The 25,219-nt window shown below is 60.2% G+C and carries 24 protein-coding genes; 12 read left to right on the top strand and 12 right to left on the bottom strand.

Annotated features, from left to right (window positions below; all coding sequences use genetic code 11):
- Nucleotides 1–148 precede the first annotated feature (148 nt).
- The 3 genes from ACP7BX_RS17940 to ahpF all read left to right on the top strand — a co-directional run bounded on the left by ACP7BX_RS17940 (nt 149) and on the right by ahpF (nt 3,479).
- Nucleotides 149–1,075: a site-specific integrase gene (locus tag ACP7BX_RS17940; protein WP_426128821.1), complete on the top strand. Its 927-nt coding sequence runs from the start codon at nt 149–151 to the stop codon at nt 1,073–1,075.
- A gap of 144 nt (nt 1,076–1,219) precedes the next feature.
- On the top strand, nt 1,220–1,783 hold the full coding sequence (gene ahpC / locus ACP7BX_RS17935) for an alkyl hydroperoxide reductase subunit C (protein ID WP_010210361.1): 564 nt from the start codon (nt 1,220–1,222) through the stop codon (nt 1,781–1,783).
- Between the two features lie 130 nt (nt 1,784–1,913).
- Complete coding sequence (gene ahpF / locus ACP7BX_RS17930) at nt 1,914–3,479, top strand: alkyl hydroperoxide reductase subunit F (RefSeq protein ID WP_028616213.1); 1,566 nt, start codon at nt 1,914–1,916, stop codon at nt 3,477–3,479.
- Nucleotides 3,480–3,529: 50 nt separating this feature from the next.
- Here ahpF and gloA read toward each other — a convergent pair whose 3' ends face one another.
- Nucleotides 3,530–4,051: a lactoylglutathione lyase gene (gene gloA / locus ACP7BX_RS17925; protein WP_016974784.1), complete on the bottom strand. Its 522-nt coding sequence runs from the start codon at nt 4,049–4,051 to the stop codon at nt 3,530–3,532.
- A 195-nt stretch (nt 4,052–4,246) separates the two neighbouring features.
- Here gloA and ACP7BX_RS17920 point away from each other — a divergent pair, with 195 nt between their 5' ends.
- Entirely contained in the window at nt 4,247–4,783 is a 537-nt protein-coding gene (locus ACP7BX_RS17920; protein ID WP_426128823.1) for a DUF4946 domain-containing protein, read from the top strand.
- Nucleotides 4,784–4,895: 112 nt separating this feature from the next.
- Here ACP7BX_RS17920 and ACP7BX_RS17915 read toward each other — a convergent pair whose 3' ends face one another.
- From ACP7BX_RS17915 to ACP7BX_RS17905, 3 genes are all read right to left on the bottom strand, one after another.
- Nucleotides 4,896–5,261 (bottom strand): histone-like nucleoid-structuring protein, MvaT/MvaU family, encoded by a 366-nt coding sequence (locus ACP7BX_RS17915; RefSeq protein WP_038850932.1) that lies wholly within the window; start codon nt 5,259–5,261, stop codon nt 4,896–4,898.
- 198 nt (nt 5,262–5,459) lie between these two features.
- Nucleotides 5,460–7,001, bottom strand: coding sequence for an EAL domain-containing protein (locus ACP7BX_RS17910; RefSeq protein WP_426128825.1), 1,542 nt, complete (start codon nt 6,999–7,001; stop codon nt 5,460–5,462).
- A gap of 97 nt (nt 7,002–7,098) precedes the next feature.
- Entirely contained in the window at nt 7,099–7,968 is an 870-nt protein-coding gene (locus tag ACP7BX_RS17905) for a LysR family transcriptional regulator (protein ID WP_426128827.1), read from the bottom strand.
- Between the two features lie 77 nt (nt 7,969–8,045).
- Here ACP7BX_RS17905 and ACP7BX_RS17900 point away from each other — a divergent pair, with 77 nt between their 5' ends.
- Together ACP7BX_RS17900 and hppD are read left to right on the top strand one after the other, a co-directional pair.
- A complete protein-coding gene (locus tag ACP7BX_RS17900) occupies nt 8,046–8,969 on the top strand; it encodes a DMT family transporter (RefSeq protein ID WP_426128829.1) in 924 nt (307 codons plus the stop codon).
- Between the two features lie 245 nt (nt 8,970–9,214).
- On the top strand, nt 9,215–10,291 hold the full coding sequence (gene hppD, locus ACP7BX_RS17895) for a 4-hydroxyphenylpyruvate dioxygenase (RefSeq protein ID WP_033902925.1): 1,077 nt from the start codon (nt 9,215–9,217) through the stop codon (nt 10,289–10,291).
- Nucleotides 10,292–10,346: 55 nt separating this feature from the next.
- Here the strand turns inward: hppD and rarD are convergent, their stop codons facing one another.
- The 3 genes from rarD to ACP7BX_RS17880 form a co-directional block, all read right to left on the bottom strand.
- Nucleotides 10,347–11,228 carry an EamA family transporter RarD gene (rarD, locus tag ACP7BX_RS17890; RefSeq protein ID WP_038851006.1) on the bottom strand — a complete coding sequence of 294 codons (882 nt, stop codon included), beginning with the start codon at nt 11,226–11,228 and terminating at the stop codon, nt 10,347–10,349.
- A 186-nt stretch (nt 11,229–11,414) separates the two neighbouring features.
- Complete coding sequence (locus ACP7BX_RS17885) at nt 11,415–12,425, bottom strand: aldo/keto reductase (RefSeq protein WP_033902924.1); 1,011 nt, start codon at nt 12,423–12,425, stop codon at nt 11,415–11,417.
- Between the two features lie 79 nt (nt 12,426–12,504).
- Entirely contained in the window at nt 12,505–13,407 is a 903-nt protein-coding gene (locus tag ACP7BX_RS17880) for a LysR family transcriptional regulator (protein WP_426128832.1), read from the bottom strand.
- 101 nt (nt 13,408–13,508) lie between these two features.
- On the opposite strand from ACP7BX_RS17880, the gene ACP7BX_RS17875 reads away from it, so the two are divergent.
- On the top strand, nt 13,509–14,213 hold the full coding sequence (locus ACP7BX_RS17875; protein ID WP_426128834.1) for an SDR family oxidoreductase: 705 nt from the start codon (nt 13,509–13,511) through the stop codon (nt 14,211–14,213).
- A gap of 95 nt (nt 14,214–14,308) precedes the next feature.
- Here ACP7BX_RS17875 and ACP7BX_RS17870 read toward each other — a convergent pair whose 3' ends face one another.
- Nucleotides 14,309–15,619 (bottom strand): MFS transporter, encoded by a 1,311-nt coding sequence (locus tag ACP7BX_RS17870; RefSeq protein WP_426128836.1) that lies wholly within the window; start codon nt 15,617–15,619, stop codon nt 14,309–14,311.
- A gap of 162 nt (nt 15,620–15,781) precedes the next feature.
- Here ACP7BX_RS17870 and ACP7BX_RS17865 point away from each other — a divergent pair, with 162 nt between their 5' ends.
- The 4 genes from ACP7BX_RS17865 (at nt 15,782) to ACP7BX_RS17850 (ending at nt 19,811) form a co-directional block, all read left to right on the top strand.
- On the top strand, nt 15,782–16,888 hold the full coding sequence (locus ACP7BX_RS17865; protein WP_426128838.1) for a sugar diacid recognition domain-containing protein: 1,107 nt from the start codon (nt 15,782–15,784) through the stop codon (nt 16,886–16,888).
- A gap of 91 nt (nt 16,889–16,979) precedes the next feature.
- Nucleotides 16,980–18,119: a glycerate kinase gene (locus ACP7BX_RS17860; protein WP_426128840.1), complete on the top strand. Its 1,140-nt coding sequence runs from the start codon at nt 16,980–16,982 to the stop codon at nt 18,117–18,119.
- A 53-nt stretch (nt 18,120–18,172) separates the two neighbouring features.
- Entirely contained in the window at nt 18,173–19,237 is a 1,065-nt protein-coding gene (locus ACP7BX_RS17855) for a DUF1176 domain-containing protein (RefSeq protein ID WP_426128842.1), read from the top strand.
- Between the two features lie 61 nt (nt 19,238–19,298).
- Nucleotides 19,299–19,811: a GNAT family N-acetyltransferase gene (locus ACP7BX_RS17850; RefSeq protein ID WP_426128844.1), complete on the top strand. Its 513-nt coding sequence runs from the start codon at nt 19,299–19,301 to the stop codon at nt 19,809–19,811.
- Here the strand turns inward: ACP7BX_RS17850 and ACP7BX_RS17845 are convergent.
- The 3 genes from ACP7BX_RS17845 to ccoN form a co-directional block, all read right to left on the bottom strand.
- Nucleotides 19,808–20,497, bottom strand: a complete 690-nt coding sequence (locus ACP7BX_RS17845; RefSeq protein ID WP_426128846.1) for an aspartate/glutamate racemase family protein — start codon at nt 20,495–20,497, stop codon at nt 19,808–19,810. The two genes, ACP7BX_RS17850 and ACP7BX_RS17845, sit on opposite strands and share 4 nt — an antisense overlap.
- A gap of 90 nt (nt 20,498–20,587) precedes the next feature.
- Entirely contained in the window at nt 20,588–20,815 is a 228-nt protein-coding gene (locus ACP7BX_RS17840; RefSeq protein ID WP_426128848.1) for a cbb3-type cytochrome oxidase subunit 3, read from the bottom strand.
- Complete coding sequence (gene ccoN, locus ACP7BX_RS17835) at nt 20,799–22,226, bottom strand: cytochrome-c oxidase, cbb3-type subunit I (RefSeq protein ID WP_426128850.1); 1,428 nt, start codon at nt 22,224–22,226, stop codon at nt 20,799–20,801. Before ccoN ends, ACP7BX_RS17840 begins: the two co-directional genes overlap by 17 nt.
- Before the next feature lie 166 nt (nt 22,227–22,392).
- Between ccoN and ACP7BX_RS17830 the strand changes: the two genes are divergently transcribed.
- On the top strand, nt 22,393–22,887 hold the full coding sequence (locus tag ACP7BX_RS17830) for a hypothetical protein (protein ID WP_314526595.1): 495 nt from the start codon (nt 22,393–22,395) through the stop codon (nt 22,885–22,887).
- Nucleotides 22,888–22,907: 20 nt separating this feature from the next.
- Here the strand turns inward: ACP7BX_RS17830 and ACP7BX_RS17825 are convergent, their stop codons facing one another.
- Nucleotides 22,908–25,100, bottom strand: coding sequence for a tetratricopeptide repeat protein (locus ACP7BX_RS17825; RefSeq protein ID WP_426128852.1), 2,193 nt, complete (start codon nt 25,098–25,100; stop codon nt 22,908–22,910).
- Nucleotides 25,101–25,219 lie beyond the last annotated feature (119 nt).

The following is a 25,219-nucleotide window of genomic DNA, read 5'->3' as shown; positions in this document are numbered from 1 at the left end:
TGTGGTACGTAGTATGTATATACGTACTATATCATAAATAAAATATCGTTTGAATTCATGATTTAACAGATGGGATATTGGCGTATTATCCCGTGTCATGTGGGTTGGACCCGCGAAAGCCACCGCCAGCAGTACGAGTAGGCCTTTAATGAGCGATTTGGATCGTTACCTCAACGCCGCCACCCGCGATAACACGCGACGCAGTTACCGTGCCGCCATCGAGCATTTCGAAGTGAGCTGGGGAGGGTTCCTGCCCGCGACCAGCGACAGCGTGGCGCGTTATCTGGTGGCACATGCCGGCGTCTTGGCGGTCAACACGCTGAAGCTACGGCTTTCGGCACTGGCGCAGTGGCATACGAGCCAGGGCTTTCCCGACCCGACCAAGGCGCCGGTGGTGCGCAAAGTGCTCAAGGGCATTCGCGCCGTGCATCCGGTGCGGGAGAAGCAAGCCGAGCCGCTGCAGCTCAAACACCTTGAACAGGTGGTGGCCTCCCTTGAAAGCGAGGCGAAAGAGGCGGCCCATGACTTGCCTCGGCTACTGCGCGCCAAGCGCGACACTGCACTGATCCTGCTGGGCTTCTGGCGCGGCTTTCGCAGCGATGAGCTGTGTCGGCTCGAGATCGAGCATGTGCAAGCGACGCCCGGTGCCGGGATCAGCCTGTATCTGCCGCGCAGCAAAAGCGACCGTGACAACCTCGGCAAGACCTATCACACCCCGGCGTTGCTGCGCCTGTGCCCGGTGCAGGCCTACAGCGAATGGCTCAGCGCCTCGGCATTGGTGCGTGGCCCGGTGTTTCGCGGCATTGATCGTTGGGGCAACCTGGGGGAGGAGGGGTTGCATCCCAACAGCGTGATCCCGTTGCTGCGCCAGGCGCTGGAGCGCGCCGGCATCCCCGCCGAGCACTACACCAGTCACTCGCTGCGCCGTGGGTTTGCTACCTGGGCTCACCGCAGCGGCTGGGATTTGAAGTCATTGATGAGTTACGTCGGCTGGAGCGACATGAAATCCGCCATGCGCTATGTTGAAGCGACGCCCTTTCTTGGCATGACCCTGGCGACGCAACCGCTGCTTTGAGATTTCTTCTATTAATACAGTCACCTGATAGGGAAAACCAATCGTCAGCATCAGGTTTGCCAATGAGCCATCGGTCGAGAGAGTGGGTAGGATTCACCTCATCAACTTACTAAGCCCTTCTACAAACCTGACGGAGAGTCAACGATGCCTATCATCAACAGCCAAGTAAAACCGTTCAAAGCTACCGCCTACAAAAACGGCAACTTCGTCGATGTGTCCGACGCCGACCTGAAAGGCAAGTGGTCCGTTGTGTTCTTCTACCCAGCCGACTTCACCTTCGTTTGCCCAACCGAGCTGGAAGACCTGGCTGACAACTACGCCGAATTCCAGAAGCTGGGCGTCGAGATCTACAGCGTTTCCACCGACACCCACTTCGCCCACGCTGCCTGGCACAACACTTCGCCAGCCATCGGCAAGATCCAGTACACCATGATCGGCGACCCAACCCTGACCATCTCCCGCAACTTCGACGTACTGATCGAAGAAGCTGGCCTGGCAGATCGCGGTACTTTCGTGATCAACCCAGAAGGTCAGATCAAGATCGTTGAACTGAACGACGGCGGTGTTGGCCGTGACGCTTCCGAGCTGCTGCGCAAAATCAAGGCCGCTCAATACGTTGCTGCCCACCCAGGCGAAGTATGCCCAGCCAAGTGGAAAGAAGGCGAAGCCACCCTGGCTCCATCCCTGGACCTGGTCGGCAAGATCTAAGTCTGTGAAGTCTCAAGGGCGGTATTCCGCACTGAAGTAAGCTGCATCCGCCCTCCAAAAACGCCCGGGCGAGATTCGCTCGGGCGTTTTTTTGTCTGCAATAAACCGAAATTTATAGGAAATCGCCCGTATGTTGGACGCCAATCTTAAAGCTCAGTTGAAGTCATACCTGGAACGGGTCACCCAGCCGATCGAGATCGTCGCCTCCCTCGACGACGGTGCGAAATCCCAGGAAATGCTTGCCCTTTTACAGGATGTGGTCAGCCTCACGACGCTGATTACCCTGAAAACCGATGGTGATGATGCGCGCAAGCCGTCGTTCTCCATCAACCGCCCAGGTGCCGAGATCAGCCTGCGTTTCGCCGGCATCCCCATGGGCCATGAATTCACTTCGTTGGTGCTGGCCCTGCTGCAAGTTGGTGGCCACCCGTCGAAGGCCAGTGTCGAAGTCATTGAACAGATCCGCGCCCTCAAAGGCGAGTTCAGCTTTGAGACTTACTTCTCGCTGTCCTGCCAGAACTGCCCGGACGTGGTCCAGGCGCTGAACCTGATGGCCGTGCTCAACCCGAACATCCGCCACGTCGCCATCGACGGCGCGTTGTTCCAGGCTGAAGTCGACGAGCGCCAGATCATGGCGGTACCGAGTGTTTACTTGAACGGCGTGAACTTTGGCCAGGGCCGCATGGGCCTGGAAGAGATTCTTGCCAAACTCGACACGAGTGGCATTGAAAAAGCCGCCGAGAAAATCAGCGCCAAAGACGCCTTTGACGTGCTGGTCGTCGGTGGTGGCCCAGCCGGTTCTGCGGCCGCGATCTATGCTGCACGTAAAGGCATCCGTACCGGCGTTGCTGCTGAGCGTTTTGGCGGCCAAGTGCTGGACACCATGTCCATCGAGAACTTCATCTCGGTACAAGAGACCGAAGGGCCGAAACTGGCCAGCGCACTGGAAGCCCATGTGCGTCAATACGACGTGGACATCATGAACCTGCAGCGCGCCAGCAGCCTGGTGCCTGCGAAAAACGCCGGCGACCTGCACGAAATCCGTTTTGAAAGCGGTGCGACCCTGAAGTCCAAGACCGTGATTCTGGCCACCGGCGCCCGCTGGCGCGAAATGGGTGTGCCGGGCGAGCAGGAATACAAGGCTAAAGGCGTGTGCTTCTGCCCGCACTGCGACGGTCCGCTGTTCAAGGGCAAGCGTGTGGCGGTAATCGGCGGTGGTAACTCCGGCGTTGAGGCGGCCATCGACCTGGCCGGTATCGTCAGCCACGTGACCTTGCTTGAGTTCGACAGCAAGTTGCGCGCCGACGCCGTATTGCAACGCAAGCTCTACAGCCTGCCGAACGTTGACGTGATCACCAGTGCGTTGACCAGCGAAGTGAAAGGCGATGGTCAGAAAGTCACCGGCCTGGCGTACAAGGATCGCGACAGCGGCGAGTTCAAGACCATCGACCTGGAAGGGATCTTTGTACAGATCGGTTTGCTGCCCAACACCGATTGGCTCAAAGGCACCGTGGAACTGACGCCGCGCGGCGAGATTATCGTCGATGCGCGGGGTGAGACTTCACTGCCGGGCGTATTCGCCGCCGGCGACGTGACGACGGTGCCCTACAAGCAGATCGTGATTGCAGTGGGCGAGGGCGCCAAGGCTTCGCTGAGTGCTTTCGATCACTTGATCCGAACTTCCGCCCCGGCGTAAATCCGCAGACGGAAATGAAAAACCCCATGAGTGATCATGGGGTTTTTTCGTTACAGCGGTGCGGGCTGGATAATCTCGACCCAGTACGCGTCCGGGTCCTTGATGAAGGCCAGGCTCTTCATGCGGCCGTCGCTCAGGCGCTTCTGGAAGTCGCAGCCCAGGGCTTCGAAACGTTCGCAGGCAGCGACGATATCCGGCACCGAGATGCAGATATGGCCAAAACCGCGTGGGTCGGTATTACCGTTATGGTAGGCAAAGTCGGCATCGTTTTCGGTGCCGTGGTTGTGGGTCAGCTCCAGGATGCCTGGGATCGACTTCATCCACTGGGTGCGCTCGGCGGCGTCGGCCGGGATCTGGGATTTGTCCACCAGGGCGAGGAAGTACAGGCTGAATTCGGCTTCCGGGAAGTCGCGCTTTTCAACCAGGGAAAAACCCAGGACGCGGGTGTAGAAGTCCAGCGACTTGGTGATGTCCTTGACCCGCAGCATGGTGTGGTTGAACACGAAGTTCGTGGTGGCGGTGTCAGGTTGGGCGGTAACGCCCGGGAAAGTGTTCAGTTCGTGCAGGCTCATGGGCCCTCCAGAAAAAATGGGGCAAACGCGGCTCTGAAATGTGAGCGGTTCCTTGGCTTGCGGCTGGCATCCGTGCAGCCGGTCCATGATACGCAAGGCTCGCCCCAGGCGCCAAATGAAAAAGACCATGCAGGCCTTGCGACACTGGGGCGCCGGGGCTCAAACTTTGACGCTTGAACCTTGGGTATTATCGCAATGATCGCATTTCGTAAACCGCTGTTGAGCGCTGTGTGTTTGTTGGTCGGCAGTTCCTGCGTACTGGCGGCGGACCCCGAAATTCACTGGCCCAGTGGATGGCAGGTTGAAGAGGTGGTACCGGATGATGAAGCACCTGCCAAACCCCAGGCGGTGTCGCGCCAGCGTGCAATCAAGAATGATGAAAATGGCACGACCTTGATGGTAATGGAGTTGACCGGTACACCGATTGAAGCGGGGCATAAGGTTAATCTTCAAGGTGTATTGCTGGAGATGCGCAAGTCCATCCAGAAAGATTTTGCCCAGGGCGGTTATCAAAGTGTGTGCAGCAAGATGCACCCTACAACATTGAGCCGTCTTGAGGCGTTGGAAACTACTTGTGTGATAACCGAAAATGGACGTCACGTGCTTTCGCAAACATTGGTGGGCGCGGTTGATGCCGATAAGGCCTATGTTTTTTCATACGCAGGGCAGGCCGAGGCGTACGAAGCAAGCAAGGATGAGGTCAGTTCGGTGCGCGATAGCCTGAAACTTTAAGTGTGTAATGCCGGTCGATTCTGAACATAATGAAACGTTATTTAAGTTCGGTTTCGAACCGCTGAATTAAAAAAGCCCCGCATAAGCGGGGCTCTTTGTTAGTGCCGTGCAATCAGCCGCGAAGCCAGGAATCTACAGTGGCTGCACCGTACTGTTCTTTCCAGGCCTTGAGGCCGCGGTGGTTGCCACCTTTGGTTTCGATCAGCTCACCAGTGTGCGGGTTCTGGTAAACCTTGACCACGCGTGCGCGGCGCTGTTTTGGTGCGCTGACGGCAGCAGCACTGGACTTGCCCGGGTTTGGATCAAGGATGGAAATGATGTCGCGCAGGCCTTTGCCGTAGGTCTTCATCAGGCCCTGGAGCTTTTCTTCGAATTCGATTTCTTTCTTCAGGCCGGCGTCGTTCTTCAGGGATTCCAGCTGGGCAAGCTGCTCTTGAAGGGCTTTTTCGGCTGCGCGAAATTCGGCGAGTCTGGACAAAATAGGTACTCCAATAGTGTGTTTGGCTGATATCAACTGCAGACAAAGCTATAAGCCAAGCGCTTTAAGGCGACTCAAGAAAGAAGCCGTCCCGCGAGTTCTGCACAGGCTGGAAAAATTGTAGTAGTTAATTTGCCACGAGTAAATCATGTCTTTTGTCTAAATAACATTATTTCAGTGCAGGTAGTGCATGGCTATTCAATGGCTGGCCAGTGATTTAATAAATTCGTCGCACGGCAAAGGCTTTCCAAACAGATAGCCCTGCAGGAAATCCACGCCTTGAGCGGCCAGGTAATCGGACTGTTCAGGCGTTTCCACACCTTCTGCAACAATGCCCAGATCGAGTTTGCCGGACAGTTCAATGATGCTGTCGAGAATATGCCGCGAGAGTGCATCTGCACCGATCATGGCGACAAAACTCTGGTCGATCTTCAAGTAGTCGACATTGAAGTTACGCAAATAGCCCAGGCTGGAGTGGCCGGTGCCGAAGTCATCAATAGCGATCATTACGTCCAGTTGATGCAGGGCGTCGAACAGCTGGCGGGTAATGTCAGTGGGCACGATCAGCTCGCGCTCGGTCAACTCCAGCACCAACGTCACCTGGCCCACGGGAAAGGCGGCGAGAAACTCACGGCAGTCATCCACCAAGGCCAAATCCTGGCAATGGCGTGCGGTGATATTCACGCCGATATGAAACCCAGGGCTGAAACGCGCCGCATGGGGCGCCAGTTGCGCGGCGGTCTGGCGCAGCAGGGCGCGGGTCATCGGTACGATCAGGCCCGAATGCTCGGCCAGGGGGATAAACAGGTCAGGGCGTACCAGGCCTTCTTTAGGGTGTTGCCAGCGCATCAGCACTTCACATCCCGCCCACTCGCGAGTATCGCCTCGTACGACCGGTTGGAAATACGGAATGAATTCATTGGCGCCCAATGCGCGCTGCAATTCGTGAGTCGGTGCCGATGAGCGCTTTTGCAGCCAATGCGCCAAAAGGCCTGCCAGCACGCCAAAAAATACGATCAGGCTGAACATTGCCGGGTATCGGGCCTGCATGTAGCGCCACACTTCACCCGCCGGCATGCCTGCGTCGACGCTGTAGTGATAGCGTGCGGACGCCAAGTGATGGTGGGCCACTGCGAACGCTGGCACCGCAGTGTCATGCACCTTGCCGTCAGCCCCGAGCCAATTAGGGCCCACTTGCAGCACCAGGTGGGCGTATCGGCTGATCAGGCGCAGGGCGTTGGTCAGGTGGTAACCATCAATCGACGCAAAAGCTGCCTTGTCGCCCTCAACCAACCGGTAGACCAGCAGCGCGGTATCGGGTGTCACCGGGTTGCCGTTCATCAGCCATAACCGGCCGTCCACATAGTCATCCGGGTTGACCGGCGATTCGTAGTTGCTGCCAAACAACGAGCTGCAATAGATGTTTTTTTGCCAGGACAGGGTGGTCGCACGCACAAACGGGCGACGTGTGACTTGTTCGCGCAGGGCCAGTTGTGCGCCGTTATCACAGGGTTGCCCCGCCAGTGGTAGCAAGGCCTTGGCGGCAAGTGCGGTGTTGTCGAGCATCAGGTCGAATTGGCGCACCGCCTCCTGGGCGGTCTGGGCCGTGCTTTGCTGCAAGGTACGTTCGGCTTGCCAGTGCAGGATCAGGACGCCGAGCGCAATCGGCAGCAGCGCACTCAGCGAGGTGATCAAGTAGCGAGTGGCGCGTTTTCGCGGGCCGTTGACGGTCAGGGGCATGGAGTGAACGGCCTGTTACAGGGATCAGATTGAGTCGATGATAGATGGCTCGACTGAAATAAGCTCGCGTGCCTAGCCATTTGGCCAGTATGCGCCGCTATAGCTCCAGGCCTTGGGCAATGCGAATAAAGGCGAGTGCGGCAGGAGAAGATTGGCGCCGGTCGAGCACGGCGAGGCCAACTTGACGCGGCACACGGGGAGATAATGCGCGCTGTGTATACCGAGGATCGTGCCCAACCGGTAATGAGGCCTGTGCCACCACGCTGACCGCATCACCCCGGCTGACGGTCTCCAGGGTGCTCAGCAATTGCGAACAGCGATAACGCACCTTCGGGGTCAGTCGCGCCTGGTTAAACAGGCGCATCACCAATTCAGTGGAACCGGCCTCGGTCAGCGCGAAAGGGTCGTTGCACAAATCCTTGAGGCTCACGTGTTCACGGGCAGCCAGCTTATGCTCGGCGGGCAGCAGCGCGACCATCTGATCCTCGAACAGCGGGAAGGTGTCGAAGCGTTCCTGGTCCAGCACCACAAAGCCAATATCAATCCTACGTTCGTCGAGCCATTGGATGACTTGCCTGTCGGGTCCTTCGTCCACGTGGACTTCAATGCCCGGATACTCCAGGCGGAACCGGTTGAGGATCTTCGGCAGCAGGTAGGTCGAGGAGGTGGGGCCGAATGAGCCGATTCGCAGCGTCCCGCGTTTCATGCCGCGGGCGTCCGCCGCTTCCTGTTGCAGCGTGTTGGCCAGCCCCAGCATCGCCCGTGCACGCCCCAGCAACTGTGTGCCGATGTCGCTGAGTTCGACCTGAGCCTGATGGCGCCTGAACAGCGCCACCCCCAGTTCCTGTTCCAGGCCTTTGATGGCGTGAGAGACCGCTGATTGGCTGATGCCGAGGCGGTGCGCGGCGCTGGTAAAGCCTTGCAGCTCGGCGACGAGTGAGAAGATTTCGAGTTGAGTCAGGGTCATGAGTAATCACTCATTTTACGATGACACCGTATTACCAGAAGAATGCAGGCAATCTCAAGCCATCAGAGCCCTGTCCCGTGCATTCAAGTTCAGATCGCATCACTTATATGAAGCTGGCCGCCGTCACCATGATCTGGGGCGGCACCTTTGTGGCCGGTCGCTACCTGAGCGGGACGCTCGACCCTTTGCTGGCGGCCAGCCTGCGGTTTGCGCTGGCCAGCCTGGCGTTGCTGGTATTTCTGGGCTTGGCACGCATCCCGTTGGTCCGGCCAAACCCTCGGCAGCTACTGCAACTGGCGATGCTGGGCTTCTTCGGCATCTTTTTCTACAACCTGTGTTTCTTCTACGGGTTGCAGTTCATCAACGCGTCGCGCGCTTCATTGATCGTGGCGCTGAACCCGGCCGTGATCGGCCTGGCGTCCTGTTGGTTGTTCAAGGAGCGCCTCGGTGTCGGCAAAATCGCAGGGATCGTGCTGTGTCTGGCGGGGGCCGCCGTGGTCATCGTCAGTCGCAACCCCCAGGTATTTAACGACGCAACCAGCACTTGGCGTGGGGATGTGCTGATATTCGGGTGTGTCGCGGGGTGGGGCATCTACTCATTGTTTTCCCGTGGTTTGAATCAGAGCCTGGGGCCGCTGCAGACGGTCACGTGGTCGATACTGCTGGGCACGCTCATGCTGACCGTCACCACACTGGTCATGGGGCGCTTTACGCTGGAGGCGATGGGCAACGTGCATCTCGCGCAAGGACTGAGCCTGATGTACCTCGGCGTGCTGGGTTCGGCGCTGGCCTATATCGGCTATTACGATGGTATCCGGCGTATCGGCGCGACGCGCTCCGGCGTCTTCATCGCGCTGAATCCGCTGACAGCGGTGATCTGTGGCGCCTTGTTGCTGGACGAACAGTTGACCCTTTCCATGCTGACCGGCGGTGCGCTGATCCTGCTGGGCATCTACCTGTGCAACAAACCCCTTGCACGCGCGAGGGCAATGGGGATTTGATAAGAGTACGGACAAACGTGGTTACGCTGTGTAGAATCGATTTACGCATACAAGAATATGGACTTGCGCTCACGCAAGCCTAAGCCGTCAGAGACTGATGACCCCATGAAGCTACTCGGCTCCCCCCTCATCTTTGGTGACTTCCTCGCCCGCAGCGTGCGAGGCCTTTCCTGTGCGCCACCCTGCAACCTCATCCTTGCTCGCCACTAATACTGTGTCTATTACAAGAATGATGAGGTGCCACCATGGCAGATCTATACGAAAACCCAATGGGCCTGATGGGCTTTGAATTCATCGAATTTGCGTCGCCTACGCCGGGCACCCTGGAGCCGATCTTCGAGATCATGGGCTTTACCAAAGTCGCTACCCACCGCTCAAAGAACGTGCACCTGTACCGCCAGGGCGAGATCAACCTGATCCTCAACAACGAACCCAACAGCATCGCCTCCTACTTTGCGGCCGAACATGGCCCATCGGTGTGCGGCATGGCGTTCCGCGTCAAGGACTCGCAAAAAGCCTACAACCGCGCCCTGGAACTCGGTGCCCAACCGATCCATATCGAAACCGGCCCGATGGAATTGAACCTGCCGGCGATCAAGGGCATCGGCGGTGCGCCGCTGTACCTGATCGACCGTTTTGGCGAAGGCAGCTCGATCTATGACATCGACTTCGTGTACCTCGAAGGGGTGGAGCGCAACCCGGTCGGTGCAAACCTCAAGGTCATCGACCACCTGACCCACAACGTTTATCGCGGTCGCATGGCCTACTGGGCCAACTTCTACGAAAAACTGTTCAACTTCCGTGAAGCGCGCTACTTCGACATCAAGGGCGAATACACCGGCCTGACCTCCAAGGCCATGAGCGCGCCGGACGGCATGATCCGCATCCCGCTCAACGAAGAGTCTTCCAAGGGCGCAGGGCAGATCGAAGAGTTCCTGATGCAGTTCAACGGCGAAGGCATCCAGCACGTGGCGTTCCTCACCGACGACCTGGTCAAGACCTGGGACGCGTTGAAGAAGATCGGCATGCGCTTCATGACCGCACCGCCGGACACCTATTACGAGATGCTCGAAGGCCGCCTGCCGAACCACGGCGAGCCGGTGGATCAATTGCAGGCACGCGGGATTCTGCTGGACGGTTCTTCGGTGGAAGGCGACAAGCGCCTGCTGCTGCAGATCTTCTCGGAAACCCTGATGGGCCCGGTGTTCTTCGAATTCATCCAGCGCAAGGGCGATGATGGGTTTGGCGAGGGCAACTTCAAGGCGCTGTTTGAGTCCATCGAACGCGACCAGGTGCGTCGTGGTGTATTGACCGCCGACTAAGCGTAGAAAAGCCCGGCCGAGGGTGACCCCGGCCGGGCTTTTTATTGGCTGCGCATCAGGCTTTGCGTTGGCGCACCAAGTGTTTGAAGCCTTCAAACACCAGCACCATCACCGCCAGCCAGATCGGGATGTAGGTGAACCATTCGCCACCCTTGATCCCTTCACCCAAGATCAGCGCCACGCCTAACAGCAGGACCGGCTCAACGTAGCTGAGCAGCCCGAACAGGCTGAACGCCAGCAAGCGGCTGGCGATGATGTAGCTCACCAGCGCCGAGGCACTGATCAGCCCCAGCATCGGGATCAGCGCATACAGTTTCGGGTGGGCATCCATGACCGCAAAGCCTTGCTCGCCACTCTGCACAAACCACCAGGCCACCGGCAGCATCAGCGCCATATCCAGCCAAAGCCCGCCCAGATGGTCGGTCTTGAGGTATTTGCGCACGATGAAGTAAACCGGATAACCAATGATCACCACCAGCGTTGCCCAAGAGAATCCACCGGCCTGGTACAACTCGTTGAGTACACCGAGGGCGGCAAAAAACACGGCGATCCGTTGCAGGTAGGACAGCTGTTCACCCCACACCAGGCGCCCGGTCAGCACCATGGTCAGCGGCAACAGGAAGTAACCCACCGACACATCCAGGCTGCGCCCATTCAGCGGCGCCCACATGAACAGCCACAATTGCACGCCCAACAACGCGGAAGACAACAACACACCCGCAATCAAACGCGGCTTGGCCGCCAACAGCTGTACCAACTCCCACACGCGCCGCCATTCGCCGCTGACGATCATGAAGATTGTCATGCACGGCACGGTCAGCAACATGCGCCAGCCGAAAATTTCCAGCCCGCTCAAGGGCGTGAGCAATGATGTGAAGTAATACATCACGGCAAACAGCACCGAGGCCAAGACCGATAAAACAACACCTTTAGACACACTGTCCTCGCGAAAAACCATTGATACAAAAAGAGGGGGGATTTCAGGAGGGGATTATGGAGCTTTTTGGCGGGAGAAGGTTGCGCTGTTTTGGGGCGTTTTTCAGAGGGCTTATCGCGGAGTACCGGTTCAGATCAAACCTTGTGGCGAGGGACCAAGCTCCCTCGCCACACCAGTTTTTCAGGCTTAAAGGTGCGCCACACGCCCCGAAACAAAATGCCCGACATCATTGAACCCCGGCGTGGACGAATGCCCCGGCGTCACCAGCGAATCGATAAACGCCTCATCCTCGGCGCTGATCTTCACCTCCAGCGCGCCGATATAGGCGTCCCACTGCGCCTCGGTACGCGGCCCGACAATCGCCGAACTGACCGCTGAGTTGTTCAATACCCAGGCAATCGCAAACTCAACAATCCCTACGCCACGTCCTTGGGTGTACTGCTGGATCTGCTGGGCGATGCGCAGCGATTCCACACGCCATTCGGTTTCCAGGATGCGTTTGTCCTGGCGCGCCGCGCGGCTGCCGGCCTCGGGGGTAACGTCCGGGGCGTATTTACCGCTGAGCACGCCGCGGGCCAGTGGGCTGTAAGGCACCACGCCGAGGCCGTAGGCGGCTGCCGCGGTAATCTGCTCCACCTCGGCCTGGCGGTTGACGATGTTGTAAAGCGGTTGGCTGATCACCGGCTTGTCGACGCCCAGGCGCTCCGCCACACGAATCACCTCGGCAATACGCCAGCCACGATAGTTGGACAGGCCCCAATAACGGATCTTGCCCTGGCGGATCAGGTCGCCAATCGCCGACACCGTCACTTCCAGCGGCGTGTTGTGGTCCTCGCGGTGCAGGTAGTAGATATCCAGGTAGTCGGTGTCGAGGCGTGTCAGGCTGGCTTCCAACGCGTTGAAAATACGCTTGCGGCTCAAGCCGCTGCGGTTGGGCAAGCCGTCCGCCGGGCCGATGCCGACCTTGGACGCCACCACCCAATCCTGGCGATTGCGCACAATGGCTTCGCCGACGATTTCCTCGGAGCGACCGCCGGTGTAGACGTCCGCCGTGTCGATAAAATTGATGCCCTGGTCCCAGGCCTTGTCGATGATGCGCAGCGAGTCCTCGGTGTTGGTCTGTTCGCCAAACATCATGGTGCCCAGGGTCAAGGCGCTGACCTTCAACCCGGACTGGCCCAATGTGCGGTAAATCATGGATAACTCCTCAAGGCGGGAAATGTACCCTTGCAATACCAGACTCAGCCGCTCTGGGACAAGCCCTGCGCGCGTTTCTTCACCTACTCAGTAACGTCTGGCAGCGCTGCTGTAAAAAACGGTGCAGCACCTTCACCCGCTCCGACACCTGCAAGCGGTGAGGGCACATCAGGTTGAACGGCGCCGGCTCCCCTTGCCAGTCTTCAAACAGCGGCACCAGGCGGCCGGCGGCGATATCGCCGATCACGTCGAGCCTGGCTTTATAGGCGATACCATGCCCGCCAAGCGCCCAGCGGCGGACGATTTCTCCGTCGTTGCTGAGGAAATCACCGGACACTTCCACCTCCTGGAGTTGATCACCCTGGCGAAACCGCCACGTCTTGCTCACCTGACCCTGGCGCATGTACCGCAGCGTACTGTGTGCGGACAATTCCATGGGCTCGCGCGGTGTGCCGTGGCGTGCAAGGTAGGCGGGGCTGGCGCAGGCGACGCGGTGGTGATCAGGGGCAATCGGCAAAGCAACCAGGCTGGAGTCCTGGGGCACGCCAAAGCGCAGGGCGATGTCCACGGTTTCGCGGAACAGGTCGGCATTGCTGTCGTTGAGCATCAATTGCAGGCGGATGTTCGGGTGCTCGGCCTTGAACTCGTCCAGCCAGCCCAGCACTACGTTGCGCCCGAAATCCGATGGCGCGGCCAGTTGCAGCAACCCACTCAAGCCCTGGCTTTGCTGTTTGAGCGCTTGTTCGCCTTCAGACAACGCCGCCAGTGCCACGCGCACGCTGTCGAGGTAACGCCGGCCTTCCTCGGTCAGGCGCATGCTGCGCGTGGAGCGTGCCAGCAAGCGGATACCCAGGCGGGTTTCCAGGCGCTTGAGGGCGATGCTCGCTGCCGCCGGCGTCAAGCCTAAGCCACGGGCGGCGGCAGACAGGCTGCCGGTATCGGCGGTGCGCACGAAGACTTCAAGATCGAGGATCGAACTCATTTGTAAAAATCCTTTAAAGATCTTGTCGTTTTACCGGGATTTTTCGCGGATTGCCAAGCTGGGAAGATAAACACTCACTTTCTCAACCAGGAATCTCTCCCATGACTTCTTCCCTCAACGGCAAAACCGTCATCGTGATCGGCGGCAGCAGCGGCATCGGTGCCGCCGTGGCCAAGTCTGCTGCCGCGCGGGGTGCGCAGGTGGTGTTGGCCGGGCGGCGCCTGGTGTCCGGGGTCGAAAACGGCTTGCGCAGCGAGCCGGTTGACGTCACTGATGCGGCCTCCCTGCAACGCCTGTTCGAAACGGTGGGGCGCTTTGAACACTTGGTCTACACCTCGGGGCCAAGCGTGCGCGCCAAGACCTTGATCGAAACCGACCTGAGCGAAGCCCAGGAGAACTTCAACGTAAAACTGTGGGGCTCACTGCGGGCCATCCAGTTGGCACTGCCATTTTTGAGCGAGCACGGCAGCATCAGCCTGACCTCCGGGCAATTGGGGCGTAAATCCGTGCCGGGGCAATTCATCAAAACCGGTATCAACGCTGCGACCGAAGCGCTGGTCAAGCAATTGGCCAAGGAACTGGCACCACGCCGGGTCAATGCGATCAGTCCGGGGGTGATTGATACGCCGGCCTATGCCGGGCTTGCAGAAGACCAGCGCTTGGCGATGTTTGCCAAGGCCGGCGGTGCGCTGCCGGTGGGGCGAGTGGGGCAGGCGGAGGAGGTCGCAGCGGGGTATGTACTGGTCATGGAAAATGGCTTTATGACCGGCGCCGTCATCGACATCGACGGCGGCGGACTGCTGTAAACACCGGACAACCATGTGGGAGCTGGCTTGCCTGCGATGACGGTGGTGAATTCACTACCGCTATCGCAGGCAAGCCAGCTCCCACATGGATTGCGTTATGCCTTTAAAGTGCGCGTCATTCTTAGCGCCAACACACTACCGGCGACGATCACCGCCGCCAGCAGGTACAACGCCACATCCGTGGACCCGGTGGCATCCTTCACAAAGCCGACGATGTACGGGCTGAGGAAGCCGGCCATCTGGCCCATGGAGTTGATCAACGCCAGGCCACCTGCCGCCGCGCCCGCACTGAGCATGGCAGTAGGCACCGGCCAGAACATCGGCAGGCCGGTGAGGGCGCCCATGGTGGCGATGGTCAGGCCGAGGATTGCAATGGCCGGTGTGGTCGCGAAGTTCACTGCGATCACCAGGCCGACAGCGCCCATCAGCATCGGTACCACCAAGTGCCAGCGACGCTCCTTGCGCAAGTCGGCGGAGCGGCCCACCAGCAACATGAAGACTGCCGCCAGCAGGTAAGGGATCGCACTCAGCCAGCCGATCACCAGGTTGTCGCTGAATCCCAGGTTCTTGATGATCGACGGCAGCCAGAAGTTGATGGCGTACACGCCGCTCTGGATGCAGAAGTAGATCAGGCCGAACGCCCAGATGGCAGGGTTCTTGAACACCTCAGCGAGGGAATCGGTGGTGGTCTTCGGCTTGTTCGCCAGGTCGGTGGCCTGGTCGGCTTCCAGCACCGCGCGTTCGTGGGGCTTGAGCCACTTGGCGTTGGCAAAGCTGTCGCTGAGCAGGAAGTAGGCGAGGGCGCCCAGCACGACGGTCGGAATACCTTGCAGCAGGAACATCCACTGCCAGCCCGCGAGGCCGCCTTGGCCAGTGGCGAAGTGGTTGAGGATCCAGCCGGAGAACGGGCTGCCGAGCAGACCGGAAACCGGGATCGCCGACATGAACAGCGCCATGATCCGCCCACGGCGGAAGGTCGGGAACCATTGCGAGAGGTACAGCACCACGCCGGGGAAGAAGCCCGCCTCGGCGGCACCGGTGAACAGGCGCAAAGTGTAGAAATGCGTCGGCGTGGTGACGAACAGCAGGCAGGTGGACAGCGTGCCCCAGACGATCATCATCAACGCAATCCAGCGCCGTGGACCGAACTTGGTCAACGCCAGGTTGCTCGGTACGCCGCACAGCACGTAGCCGATGAAGAAGATCCCGGCGCCGAGGCCGTACACGGTTTCGCTGAATTTCAACGCATCGAGCATCTGCAACTTGGCGAAGCCAACGTTTACCCGGTCGAGGTAATTGAACAGATAGCAGATGAAAATGAAGGGGATCAGGCGCAGGGTAATGCGCTTGTAGATGGCGTTTTTATCGTCATCGGTGGCCAGTGGGGTCGTGGCGCTCTGTGACATGGCAGTCTCTCTTTATTATGATTTTTCGCGATGCGAGGGTAACGTTGATCGCCCACTGAGTCTCGGCCACCTGGCAGGCTGCTGTCTTTGTGCTTGCGCACAGCGAACCCGGCTTTGCGCTGTGCCTATGAACAACCCATCGCTTTTAAGGAATTTAGCCCCATGTTCGAGCTGGATCATGACCTGGCGCAGGATATCGTCGATCGGACCATGACGATCCTGCCCTACAACGTCAACGTCATGGACAGCCAAGGCCTGATTCTCGGCAGCGGCGAGCCCGAGCGTATCAACACCCGCCATGAGGGCGCGCAACTGGTGCTCGCCAATGGTCGCGTAGTGGAAATCGACGGCCAGACCGCCAAGCACCTCAAGGGCGTGCAACCGGGCATCAACCTGCCGTTGCTGCACGACGGGCGCCTGATCGGCGTGCTTGGCATCACCGGCGAACCCGAAGGCCTGCGCACTTACGCCGAACTGGTGCGCATGACCGCCGAGATGCTGGTCAGCCATCGCCACCAGCAGGCCGAGCAACAATGGCGGCGTCAGCGTTGTGATGATCTGCTGGCCTTGCTGCTGGCCGAAACCGGCGATTCGCCGCGCCTGGTGGACGAAGCCCAGCAACTGGGGCTCAAGCCGCAACTGGCACGCACGCCGTACCTGTTTGAATTGGGCGCGGGACAATCGGCGGAAACCCTGAGTGCTTGGCTGACCTCGCGTTATCCGGACAGCTGGTGTGTCAGCTCGGCACAATACTCATTGCTGTGGTGCCGGCCAGCGGCGGTGCCGGTCGACAACCCGCGCTTGTTGGAAAAACTCGAAAGTCTCGGTTGGAACATCCAGCGCGTCGCCGTGGGCGGGCAAGCGGATGGTCTGGCGGGGTTGCGCCGTTGCTATCGACGTGTGGGGGATTTGCTCGCCTATGGCCGTGATGTACTGCCGCAGTCGCGCCTGTTGACGCTCAATCGCTATCGCTTGCCCGTGATGCTCTGGCGCCATCGCAATGACGACGCGCTCGACGAACTGCTCAACCCCCTGCGCAAAGTGCTGGCCAAGGACAGCAATGGTCAGCTGCAAGCCACACTGCGCAGTTGGTGCGAACACGACGGGCAAAGCCAGGCCTGTGCCGATGCCCTGGGTATTCACCGCAACAGCCTGCGTTACCGCATGGAACGGATTGCCGAACTCAGTGGCGTCGACCCCCTGACCCTGGACGGCATGCTCGCGCTCTACCTGGGCGTACAGCTGCTGCCCCAGCCTTTGTCGGAATGAACAACAAAGCGCCGCGGTACTTGTGCATCGGACCGGCGTCATTGGCCGTGGCAACTGGCAGCATGGGCGTTATAAAAACCGGAGAAAGCCCATGAAAATCATCATCGCCCCCGACTCGTTCAAGGACAGCCTGAGTGCCGAAGGCGTCGCCCAGGCCATCGCCGCCGGGTTGGCCCAGGTCTGGCCGGATGCGCAATTGATCCAGTGCCCGATGGCGGATGGTGGTGAAGGTACGGTGGATTCGGTGCTGGCCGCCTGTAATGGCGAATTGCGTCACCACACTGTACGCGGCCCGCTGGGTGTCGCAGTTGACGCGCATTGGGGCTGGTTGGCCGACAGCCACACTGCAATCATCGAAATGGCTGAAGCGAGCGGCTTGCAACTGGTCCCAACGGGCCAGCGCGACGCCTGCAAAACCACCACCTATGGCACCGGCGAACTGATCCGCGCCGCCCTGGATGCCGGCGCCCAGCGCATCATCCTGGCGATTGGCGGCAGCGCCACCAACGACGGTGGCGCGGGGGCGATGCAGGCGCTTGGCGTGCAACTGTTCGATGCCGAACACCAGGCACTCCCACCCGGAGGCCTGGCCTTGGCCCGCCTGGCGCAGATCAACCTTGAAAACCTCGACCCACGCCTGGCCCAGGTACGCTTTGAAATCGCCGCCGACGTCAACAACCCGCTGTGCGGCCCCCACGGCGCCTCCGCGATTTTTGGCCCGCAAAAAGGCGCGAGCCCCGAGCAAGTCCAACAGCTGGACGCTGCACTCGGCCACTTCGCCGACCACTGCGCCAAGGTCCTGCCCAACGATGTACGCGACGAACCTGGCAGCGGCGCTGCGGGTGGCCTGGGCTTCGCCGCCAAGGCCTTCCTGGGCGCGCAGTTCCGCGCGGGTGTCGAGGTGGTGGCCGAGCTGGTCGGCCTGGACGAAGCCGTACGTGGCACCGACCTGGTGATCACCGGCGAAGGCCGCTTCGACGCCCAGACCTTGCGCGGCAAAACCCCGTTCGGCGTGGCACGCATTGCCCAACAACACAACGTACCGGTGATCGTGATTGCTGGCACCTTGGGTGATGGCTACGAACAGATGTACGCCCACGGCGTGGACGCCGCCTTTGCCTTGCCTTGCGGCCCGATGAGCCTGGAACAGGCGTGCAGCGAGGCACCGCGTTTATTGCAGGAGCGGGCGGCGGATATTGCTCGGGTGTGGCGCGTGGCAACACGGCGCTGACGTAAAACCCCAGGCATGGGACAATCCGCGCCTTTTTCGACACGGAGAGTCCCATGCTGCGCCCCGCACTCATGGCCCTGTTTCTGACAGGCGCCACCGCCCCAGCCTTCGCTCAACCCCCTACCGAAACGGTCCCGCTGCTGCGGGAGATCAAGCAGTGGGTCATCGGTTGTGACAACCTGCGTAATTGCCACGCCCTCAGTGCGCCCAGCGGCGCCGATGAAGAGGATTACAGCTCGCTGACCTTGCACCTCTGGCACCAGGCCGGTCCTCAAGGGTATCTGCGTTTGCGTTTTGATCATCGAGGCGAGGAGGTGGACCTGTCTGATTTGCTGCTGGATGGCAAGCCGCTGGGGCTGGAACTGACGCAGGACTTGCACGTCGAGCTGGATGACCAGGGCGGCGACCCCGAGGTGCAGTCCTTCGGGGTGATCGAGGACGCGGCCGCGCGGCGTTGGTTGCAACGCTTGCGCAATGGCCAGCGCTTGCAGTTACCGGGCGACGAGGCGGCCCATGTGTCACTCAGCGGCCTGAGTGCTTCGCTGCTGTTGATGGATGCCGTGCAGGGCCGTGTGGACAACGTGACGGCCCTGGCACGGCCCGGAAAGGGCGCCGCCAGTGAGGTTGCGCCACGCGTGCCGGTGCCGGAGCTGCGCAAGTTTACAGCCGCGCCGCCGCTGACTGCCCAGGAGCAGGCGGGCCTGGTGGCTGCTGCCTTGCAGGCCGTGAAGCCTGAGGAAGACGAGCCCGAGGCAAAAGTTGGCGCGCTGACAGCGCAACAGGCCATGACGGTGACGCGTTATGACTGTGCGGCCTATAACTGCGAGTTCGATGTGAGTAGCCGTGAGCGCCAGGCGCCTTACAAGGAAACGCCAATGGACCTGCAACCGCTGCCCCTGGAAGACGCCGCGCTGCAAGGCTCGGTCGGGTATGACGAAGCGTCTGGGACCCTGAGTTATTTCTACAAGCAGCGTGGGATCGGTGATTGCGGCGGCGGGGCTTCCTGGGTGTTCGATGGTAAGCGCTTTCAGCTCAGCGAGTTCCACAGGATGCCGCGCTGCACCGGGGTCGGTTACGGTGATTGGCCAGCGTTGTGGACGACCGTGCCGGCGCCCTAGCCATCGGGCCCACCGCGCCTCTACACTGGCCGGCCACTTGTCTTTCAAAGGATGAAACACAATGCACACACCTGAACCCCACATCGTGATCCAGCGCTTCACTGAGGCCCACCTTGAAGGCGTCGCTGCGCTCTATAACGAACCGGCCGTGTGCCGTCAGGTGCTGCAAATGCCTTTCCAGTCGGTCGAGGCGTGGCGTAACAAGCTGGTACAGGACAACGAGCGGCGCCTGCAACTGGTGGCCTTGCACGGTGGAGAGGTGATCGGCCAGCTTGGCCTGGAACAATACCTGCGGGTACGCCAGGCCCATGTCGGTTCATTCGGCATGGGCGTGGCCACGGCGTGGCAGGGCAAAGGGGTTGGCTCGCGCCTGCTGACGGCCGCGCTGGACGTGGCCGACAACTGGATGAACCTGCGCCGGGTGGAACTCACGGTGTACGCCGACAACGAAGCGGCACAGAGGCTGTACCGCAAGTTCGGCTTTGAGGTCGAAGGCGTGTTGCGCGATTACGCCCTGCGTGACGGCCAGTTTGTCGACACCGTCAGCATGGCGCGCCTGCGCCAGTCGGCTTAGCCCAGGGCAAACGCCACCGCAGCCTGCGCATGCAGCTCGGTGGTGTCCAGCAGCGGCAAGTCGCTGTGCTCGGGCTTGATCAACAGGCTGATTTCCGTGCAACCGAGGATGATCGCCTGGGCGCCGCGTGCGGCCAGGGACTCGATCACCGCTTGATAGACCTTGCGTGACGCATCGCTGATCACGCCGACACACAATTCCTCATAGATAATCCGGTGCACGGCCTGTCGCTCGTCCGCCTCGGGCACCAGCACGGTCAGGCCCTGGGCCGCCAGGCGCGATTTGAGGAAGTCCTGCTCCATGGTAAACGCGGTGCCGAGCAGGCCGACGGTCAGCGTGCCGGCCTCTACTGCCGCTGCACCTGCCGCATCGGCGATGTGCAGGAACGGAATCGACACCGCCGTTTCAATGCGCGGCGCCACCAAATGCATGGTGTTGGTACACAGCACCACACACTCGGCGCCACCGGCTTGCAGACGGCGCGCGGCATCTTCGAGGATCAGCGCGGCGTCATCCCAACGGCCGGCGTGCTGGGCACGTTCCACCGGACCGAAGTCCACGCTGTACATCAACAGTTGCGCCGAGCGCAGCGGGCCGAGCTGATCGCGCACGCGCTGGTTGATGATGCGGTAATACTCGGCGCTGGACTCCCAGCTCATGCCGCCGATAAGGCCGATGGTGCGCATGCGATGCTCCTGACAACGAAAGTCGCTTCACCTTACCCATCGGCCGGGGATTAGTCATACGCAGTTGGCCGCGAAATGACCGGTGCAGTTTCACATGTCCAGGTTGATCCACCCCGGCTTCGCTTCCTCCGGCGCCACCGCGTTGATCCGCTTGCCGGTCGCCCGCTCCACGCGCCGCGCCACCTCCGGGTCATCGGCAAAGGGCATCAGGCTGGCGTCGTCCAGGCTTTTGTCAGACTGGCCGCGCAGGCAATACTCCACCGCGCCGTACAGGCATACCATCATCAGCAGACCCCACACGTCAGGCGATCCGCGCATCGAGCTGCGCCATTTTCACGTCCGCGACTCGTACCGTGCGCCAGGTGTTGTAGGCCATCAACACCATCCCCGTAAGAAAGAACACGCCCCCGGCAAACCGCACCACAAACCCCGGATGGCTGGCCTGCAAGGCTTCGACAAAGGAATAGGTGAGGGTGCCGTCATCGTTGACCGCCCGCCACATCAGGCCTTGGGTGATGCCGTTGACCCACATCGACGCGATGTACAGCACGGTGCCGATGGTCGCCAGCCAGAAATGCAGGTTGATCAGCGGCACGCTGTGCATTTGCTCGCGCCCGAACACTTTGGGGATCATGTGGTACAGCGAGCCAAAGGTGATCATCGCCACCCACCCCAGGGCGCCGGCATGTACATGGCCGATGGTCCAGTCGGTGTAGTGGGACAGGGCGTTGACGGTCTTGATCGCCATCATCGGCCCCTCGAACGTCGACATGCCGTAGAACGCCAGGGACAGCACCAGGAACCGCAGGATCGGATCGGTGCGCAACTTATGCCAGGCGCCGGACAAGGTCATCATGCCATTGATCATCCCGCCCCAGCTCGGTGCCAGCAGAATCAGCGACATGGCCATGCCCAATGACTGCGCCCAATCCGGCAGGGCGGTGTAGTGCAGGTGATGCGGGCCGGCCCAGATGTACAGGGTGATCAACGCCCAGAAGTGCACGATGGAAAGACGATAGGAGTACACCGGGCGTCCAACTTGTTTCGGCACGAAGTAGTACATCATCCCCAAAAAACCGGTGGTCAGGAAAAACCCTACGGCGTTGTGCCCGTACCACCACTGCACCATCGCATCGGTAGCCCCGGAATACACCGGGTACGACTTGAACCAATCCACCGGGATCGCCAAGTGGTTGACCACGTGCAACATGGCGATCACCAGGATAAAGGCGCCGAAAAACCAGTTGCCCACGTAAATATGTTGGGTTTTGCGTCGCACCACGGTGGTGAAAAACACAATGGCATACGCCACCCACACCACGGCCATCCACACCGCGCCGGAGAACTCGATCTCGGCGTATTCCTTGGTGGTGGTGTAGCCCAGCGGCAAGCTGATCAGCATGATCACGATCACTGACTGCCAGCCCCAGAAGGTAAAGGCTGCCAGCTTGTCGGAAAACAAGCGCACCTGGCAGGTGCGCTGTACCGCGTAGTAGCTGGCGGCAAACTGCGCGCTGCCGGCAAAACCAAAGATCACCAGGCTGGTGTGTAAAGGCCGCAAACGGCCAAAGGTGGTCCAGGGCAGGTCCAGGTTCATTTCCGGCCACACCAGTTGCGAGGCGATCCACACGCCCATGGCCATGCCCACCACACCCCAGACGATAGTGGCGATAACAAATTGGCGGACGACTTTATAGTTATAGGCCTGCCCGATTGTTGCTGTGCTCATGCTCAGTCCTCCCACGGTTCCAAGTGGCGGCACTGTAGGAAGCGTGGGCAAAACAAAACAGGCTCAGAAAAACCTCATTGTTGCGGATCAGTTTTAAGCCGTACGTTGAGCGACTGCATCTGCCATGATCAGGCTTCGCAACCTGGCTCACCCAAGGAAATCCGCAATGGACGATGTACAGCAACTGGGCGAGATGCTTCGTCATTACGCCGACAGCGAAGCGCATAAAAAACAGCAATTCGATGTGCAGTCTGCCCGTTGGACGCAAAAGCTCGATGAGTTGTTTGGTCAGATCGAGCAGTGGCTTGCGCCGGTAAAGACGGTCGGCTTGCTGGAGGTGCATCGTGAAGCCTATGTCGCCAGCGGGCCCAGCGTGCCGGTGGAGGCATCGACCTTCAAGACCGAGAAACTGACCGTGAATATCACCGGCAAACCGGTGGAATTCGTGCCGGACGTGATGGGTGTGGGCGGGTTGATCTCCGTGTCGGTCATGGGCTTGACCGCTGCACGGCACGGCAGCGTTTCGCTGGTGCTGCCGGCGGACAAAAACGATTGGCTGTGGAAGAAGACCAATGGCCTGAAAGACCCGGACACCTTTGGCTTCGACGCGAATTTCCTGGCCTCGCAGTTGCAGAGCCTGATTCCACGCGAACGCGTCTGAACTGTCAGTTGTGGGCAAGTTTATTTAAGCGCTGGATCACCAGGGTTGAGCTTTTTCCAACGTTGCATCACTACCTGCGCCTTGGGCTCCTGGCCGTTTTCCAGGTAGTACTGGATCAACGACAGCCGCGCATTACGGTGATACGGCTGGCGCTTGAGCAGGTTTTCCAGTTGCTGGCAGGCTTCGTCGACACGGCCGCTGTCATGCAACGCCACCGCCAGCACAAAGGTGAACTGACCGTTGGCAGGCTCCAGGCGGGCGGCGTTTCGCAGGTGCGGCATGGCCTTTGCCGTCTCGCCCGCGCGAATCAGCATCAAGCCTTGGGTGTGCTGCAATAGCGCGGAATCTGGGTGTCGAGCCAACTCATCAATAATCAGTCTGCGCGCTTCTGGCGTACGGCTGTCGGCTTCCAGCCACTGCGCCAGGGTCACCAGCGCCGGGAAGAAGTCAGGGTCGCGCAGCAGCGCCGTGCGCAATTGCGCTTCCACTTTGTCGCCACGGCCGCTGGCCTGGTAGAGCATCGCCAGATTGAGGTTGGCTTCGGCGCGTTCGAGCAGGCTTGATTGCACCTGTTCATATTCAGCGATGGCGCTGTCCCAGGCGGGCCCTTGACCGGGCATGCTCAACAGGTCCCGCGCGGCAATGATCCGCACGGCGCGCACGGGATCCCTGAGCAAGGGCGCGTACAGGGTGACGCGCTCCGCTGGCGGCAGCAGGGCGCTGACGGCACGCACGGCACTTTCCCGCACTTGCGGGGCAGGGTGGAGGAGGTCCTTGGTCGCCAGTTTCAACGCCTGTTCACTGGGATAGTTGGGCAGTTCGACCAACAGCGTCGCGCGTTGGATGGCCGGCAGATTGCTGCGAGCCAGTTGGTCATACAGCGCCTGGGCCGCACCGGCTTGGCCGCCGCGAATCAACACCATACTCTCGGCGTAAGTCGGCGCTTTCAGCACGTCCCGTGCCCCGGCCGGGATGCTGAAGCTGTGGTCGTGGCGCAAGTCGTTGCCCATATAGACCTTGCCGGGCATATGACAGTCAACGCAGAACGAGCCCGGTTTACCGGTGTGTTCAGGGGAGTCGTAGTTTTTGGCCTGTAGCCCGCGCCCATCCACTGTGGTGATCGAAGTTTTGCCGGCAGTGTTATGGCATTGCAGGCACACCGCATTGCCCGGCGCCTTCAGTTCATTGCTGTGGGGGTTGTGGCAGTTGCTGCAACGCACGCCTTTCTCGGCCATTTTGCTTTGCGCGAAAGAGCCGTGTTCGAACACCTCATCCTTGATCTTGCCGTCCAGGGCATACAGCTCACGGGTCAGCACGCTGGGCAGGTAGTCGTCCATCAGGCGTTTGCCCACGGTATAGCCATCGCCCAGGGGCGCACGGCGTGCATGGCAGCGGGCGCAGGTTTCCAGTTCGACGGTGGCGTCCTTGTCTTTGAGGTCCACGGCAAAGCCTGCGTGCAGCAGGTCGCCTTTTTTCGCCGCCCATTGCAGGTGGTTGGACGCCGGGCCATGGCACGCCTGGCAGCCGACACCAAGGCTGTTCCATTGGCTGTCGAAGGTGTTGTTCTGTGCATCGAAATTACGTTTGTAGCCGGTGGTGTGGCATTCCACGCACATGAAGTTGGCGTTCTGGCTGGGTTTGCTCCAGTGCAGCGGGTTCTTGAAGTTCACGCCCTGGCCGGGATACAGGTGAAACCAGCGGTTCTGTTGGGTATCCCAAGCCACGCCGAGGGCTTGCAGGCGACCGCCGCCGACGTCGATCAGGTATTGCTGTAACGGTGCGATGCCAAAGGTGTAGGCCACCTTGAAGTCGGCCACCTTGCCGTCGCTGCCCGGTGTGTTGACCCAGAAATCATCGCCCCGGCGGAAGAACCGCGTGGTCTCACCTTCGCCGGTAAAGCTCGCATCGTTGAAGTCCGCCAGCACGGTCTGCGGCGTGGCCAATTGCATCGCCAGTTGATGGTGCGAGCCCTGCCAATCCTTGGCCTGGGCTTGGTGGCAGCCTTGACACTGTTGCTCATCGACCAGGGTGGCTGGGGGCATGACCACCGGCTTGGCGGCTACCACCGGCGGCGGCAACCGGGGCGTACTGGCCTGCAGGAAGAACCAGACCCCGGTCATGGCCAACAACAGCAACACAATCAAAACGGGGTACAGATAACGGCGGGGTGATTCACGGTTGGGCGCGGCGTGTTGTTTTTTGGGCTTGGGCATTCCGACTTCCGTTGTCTTGATGCGTGGACGCTCTATTGGCGCGCTTAAGCTCTGTGCAGCTTTGACGCTGGGGGCAGGTCTGTCAAACAGGCCGCGCAAATGAGGTTAATTCCCCAGGA

The organism is Pseudomonas sp. DWP3-1-3b3, from assembly GCF_049896305.1.
Taxonomy (GTDB): Bacteria; Pseudomonadota; Gammaproteobacteria; order Pseudomonadales; family Pseudomonadaceae; genus Aquipseudomonas; species Aquipseudomonas azotoformans_A.
The sequence above is the reverse complement of the archived record's forward strand: the minus strand, read 5'-3'. Positions and strand labels throughout refer to the sequence as shown.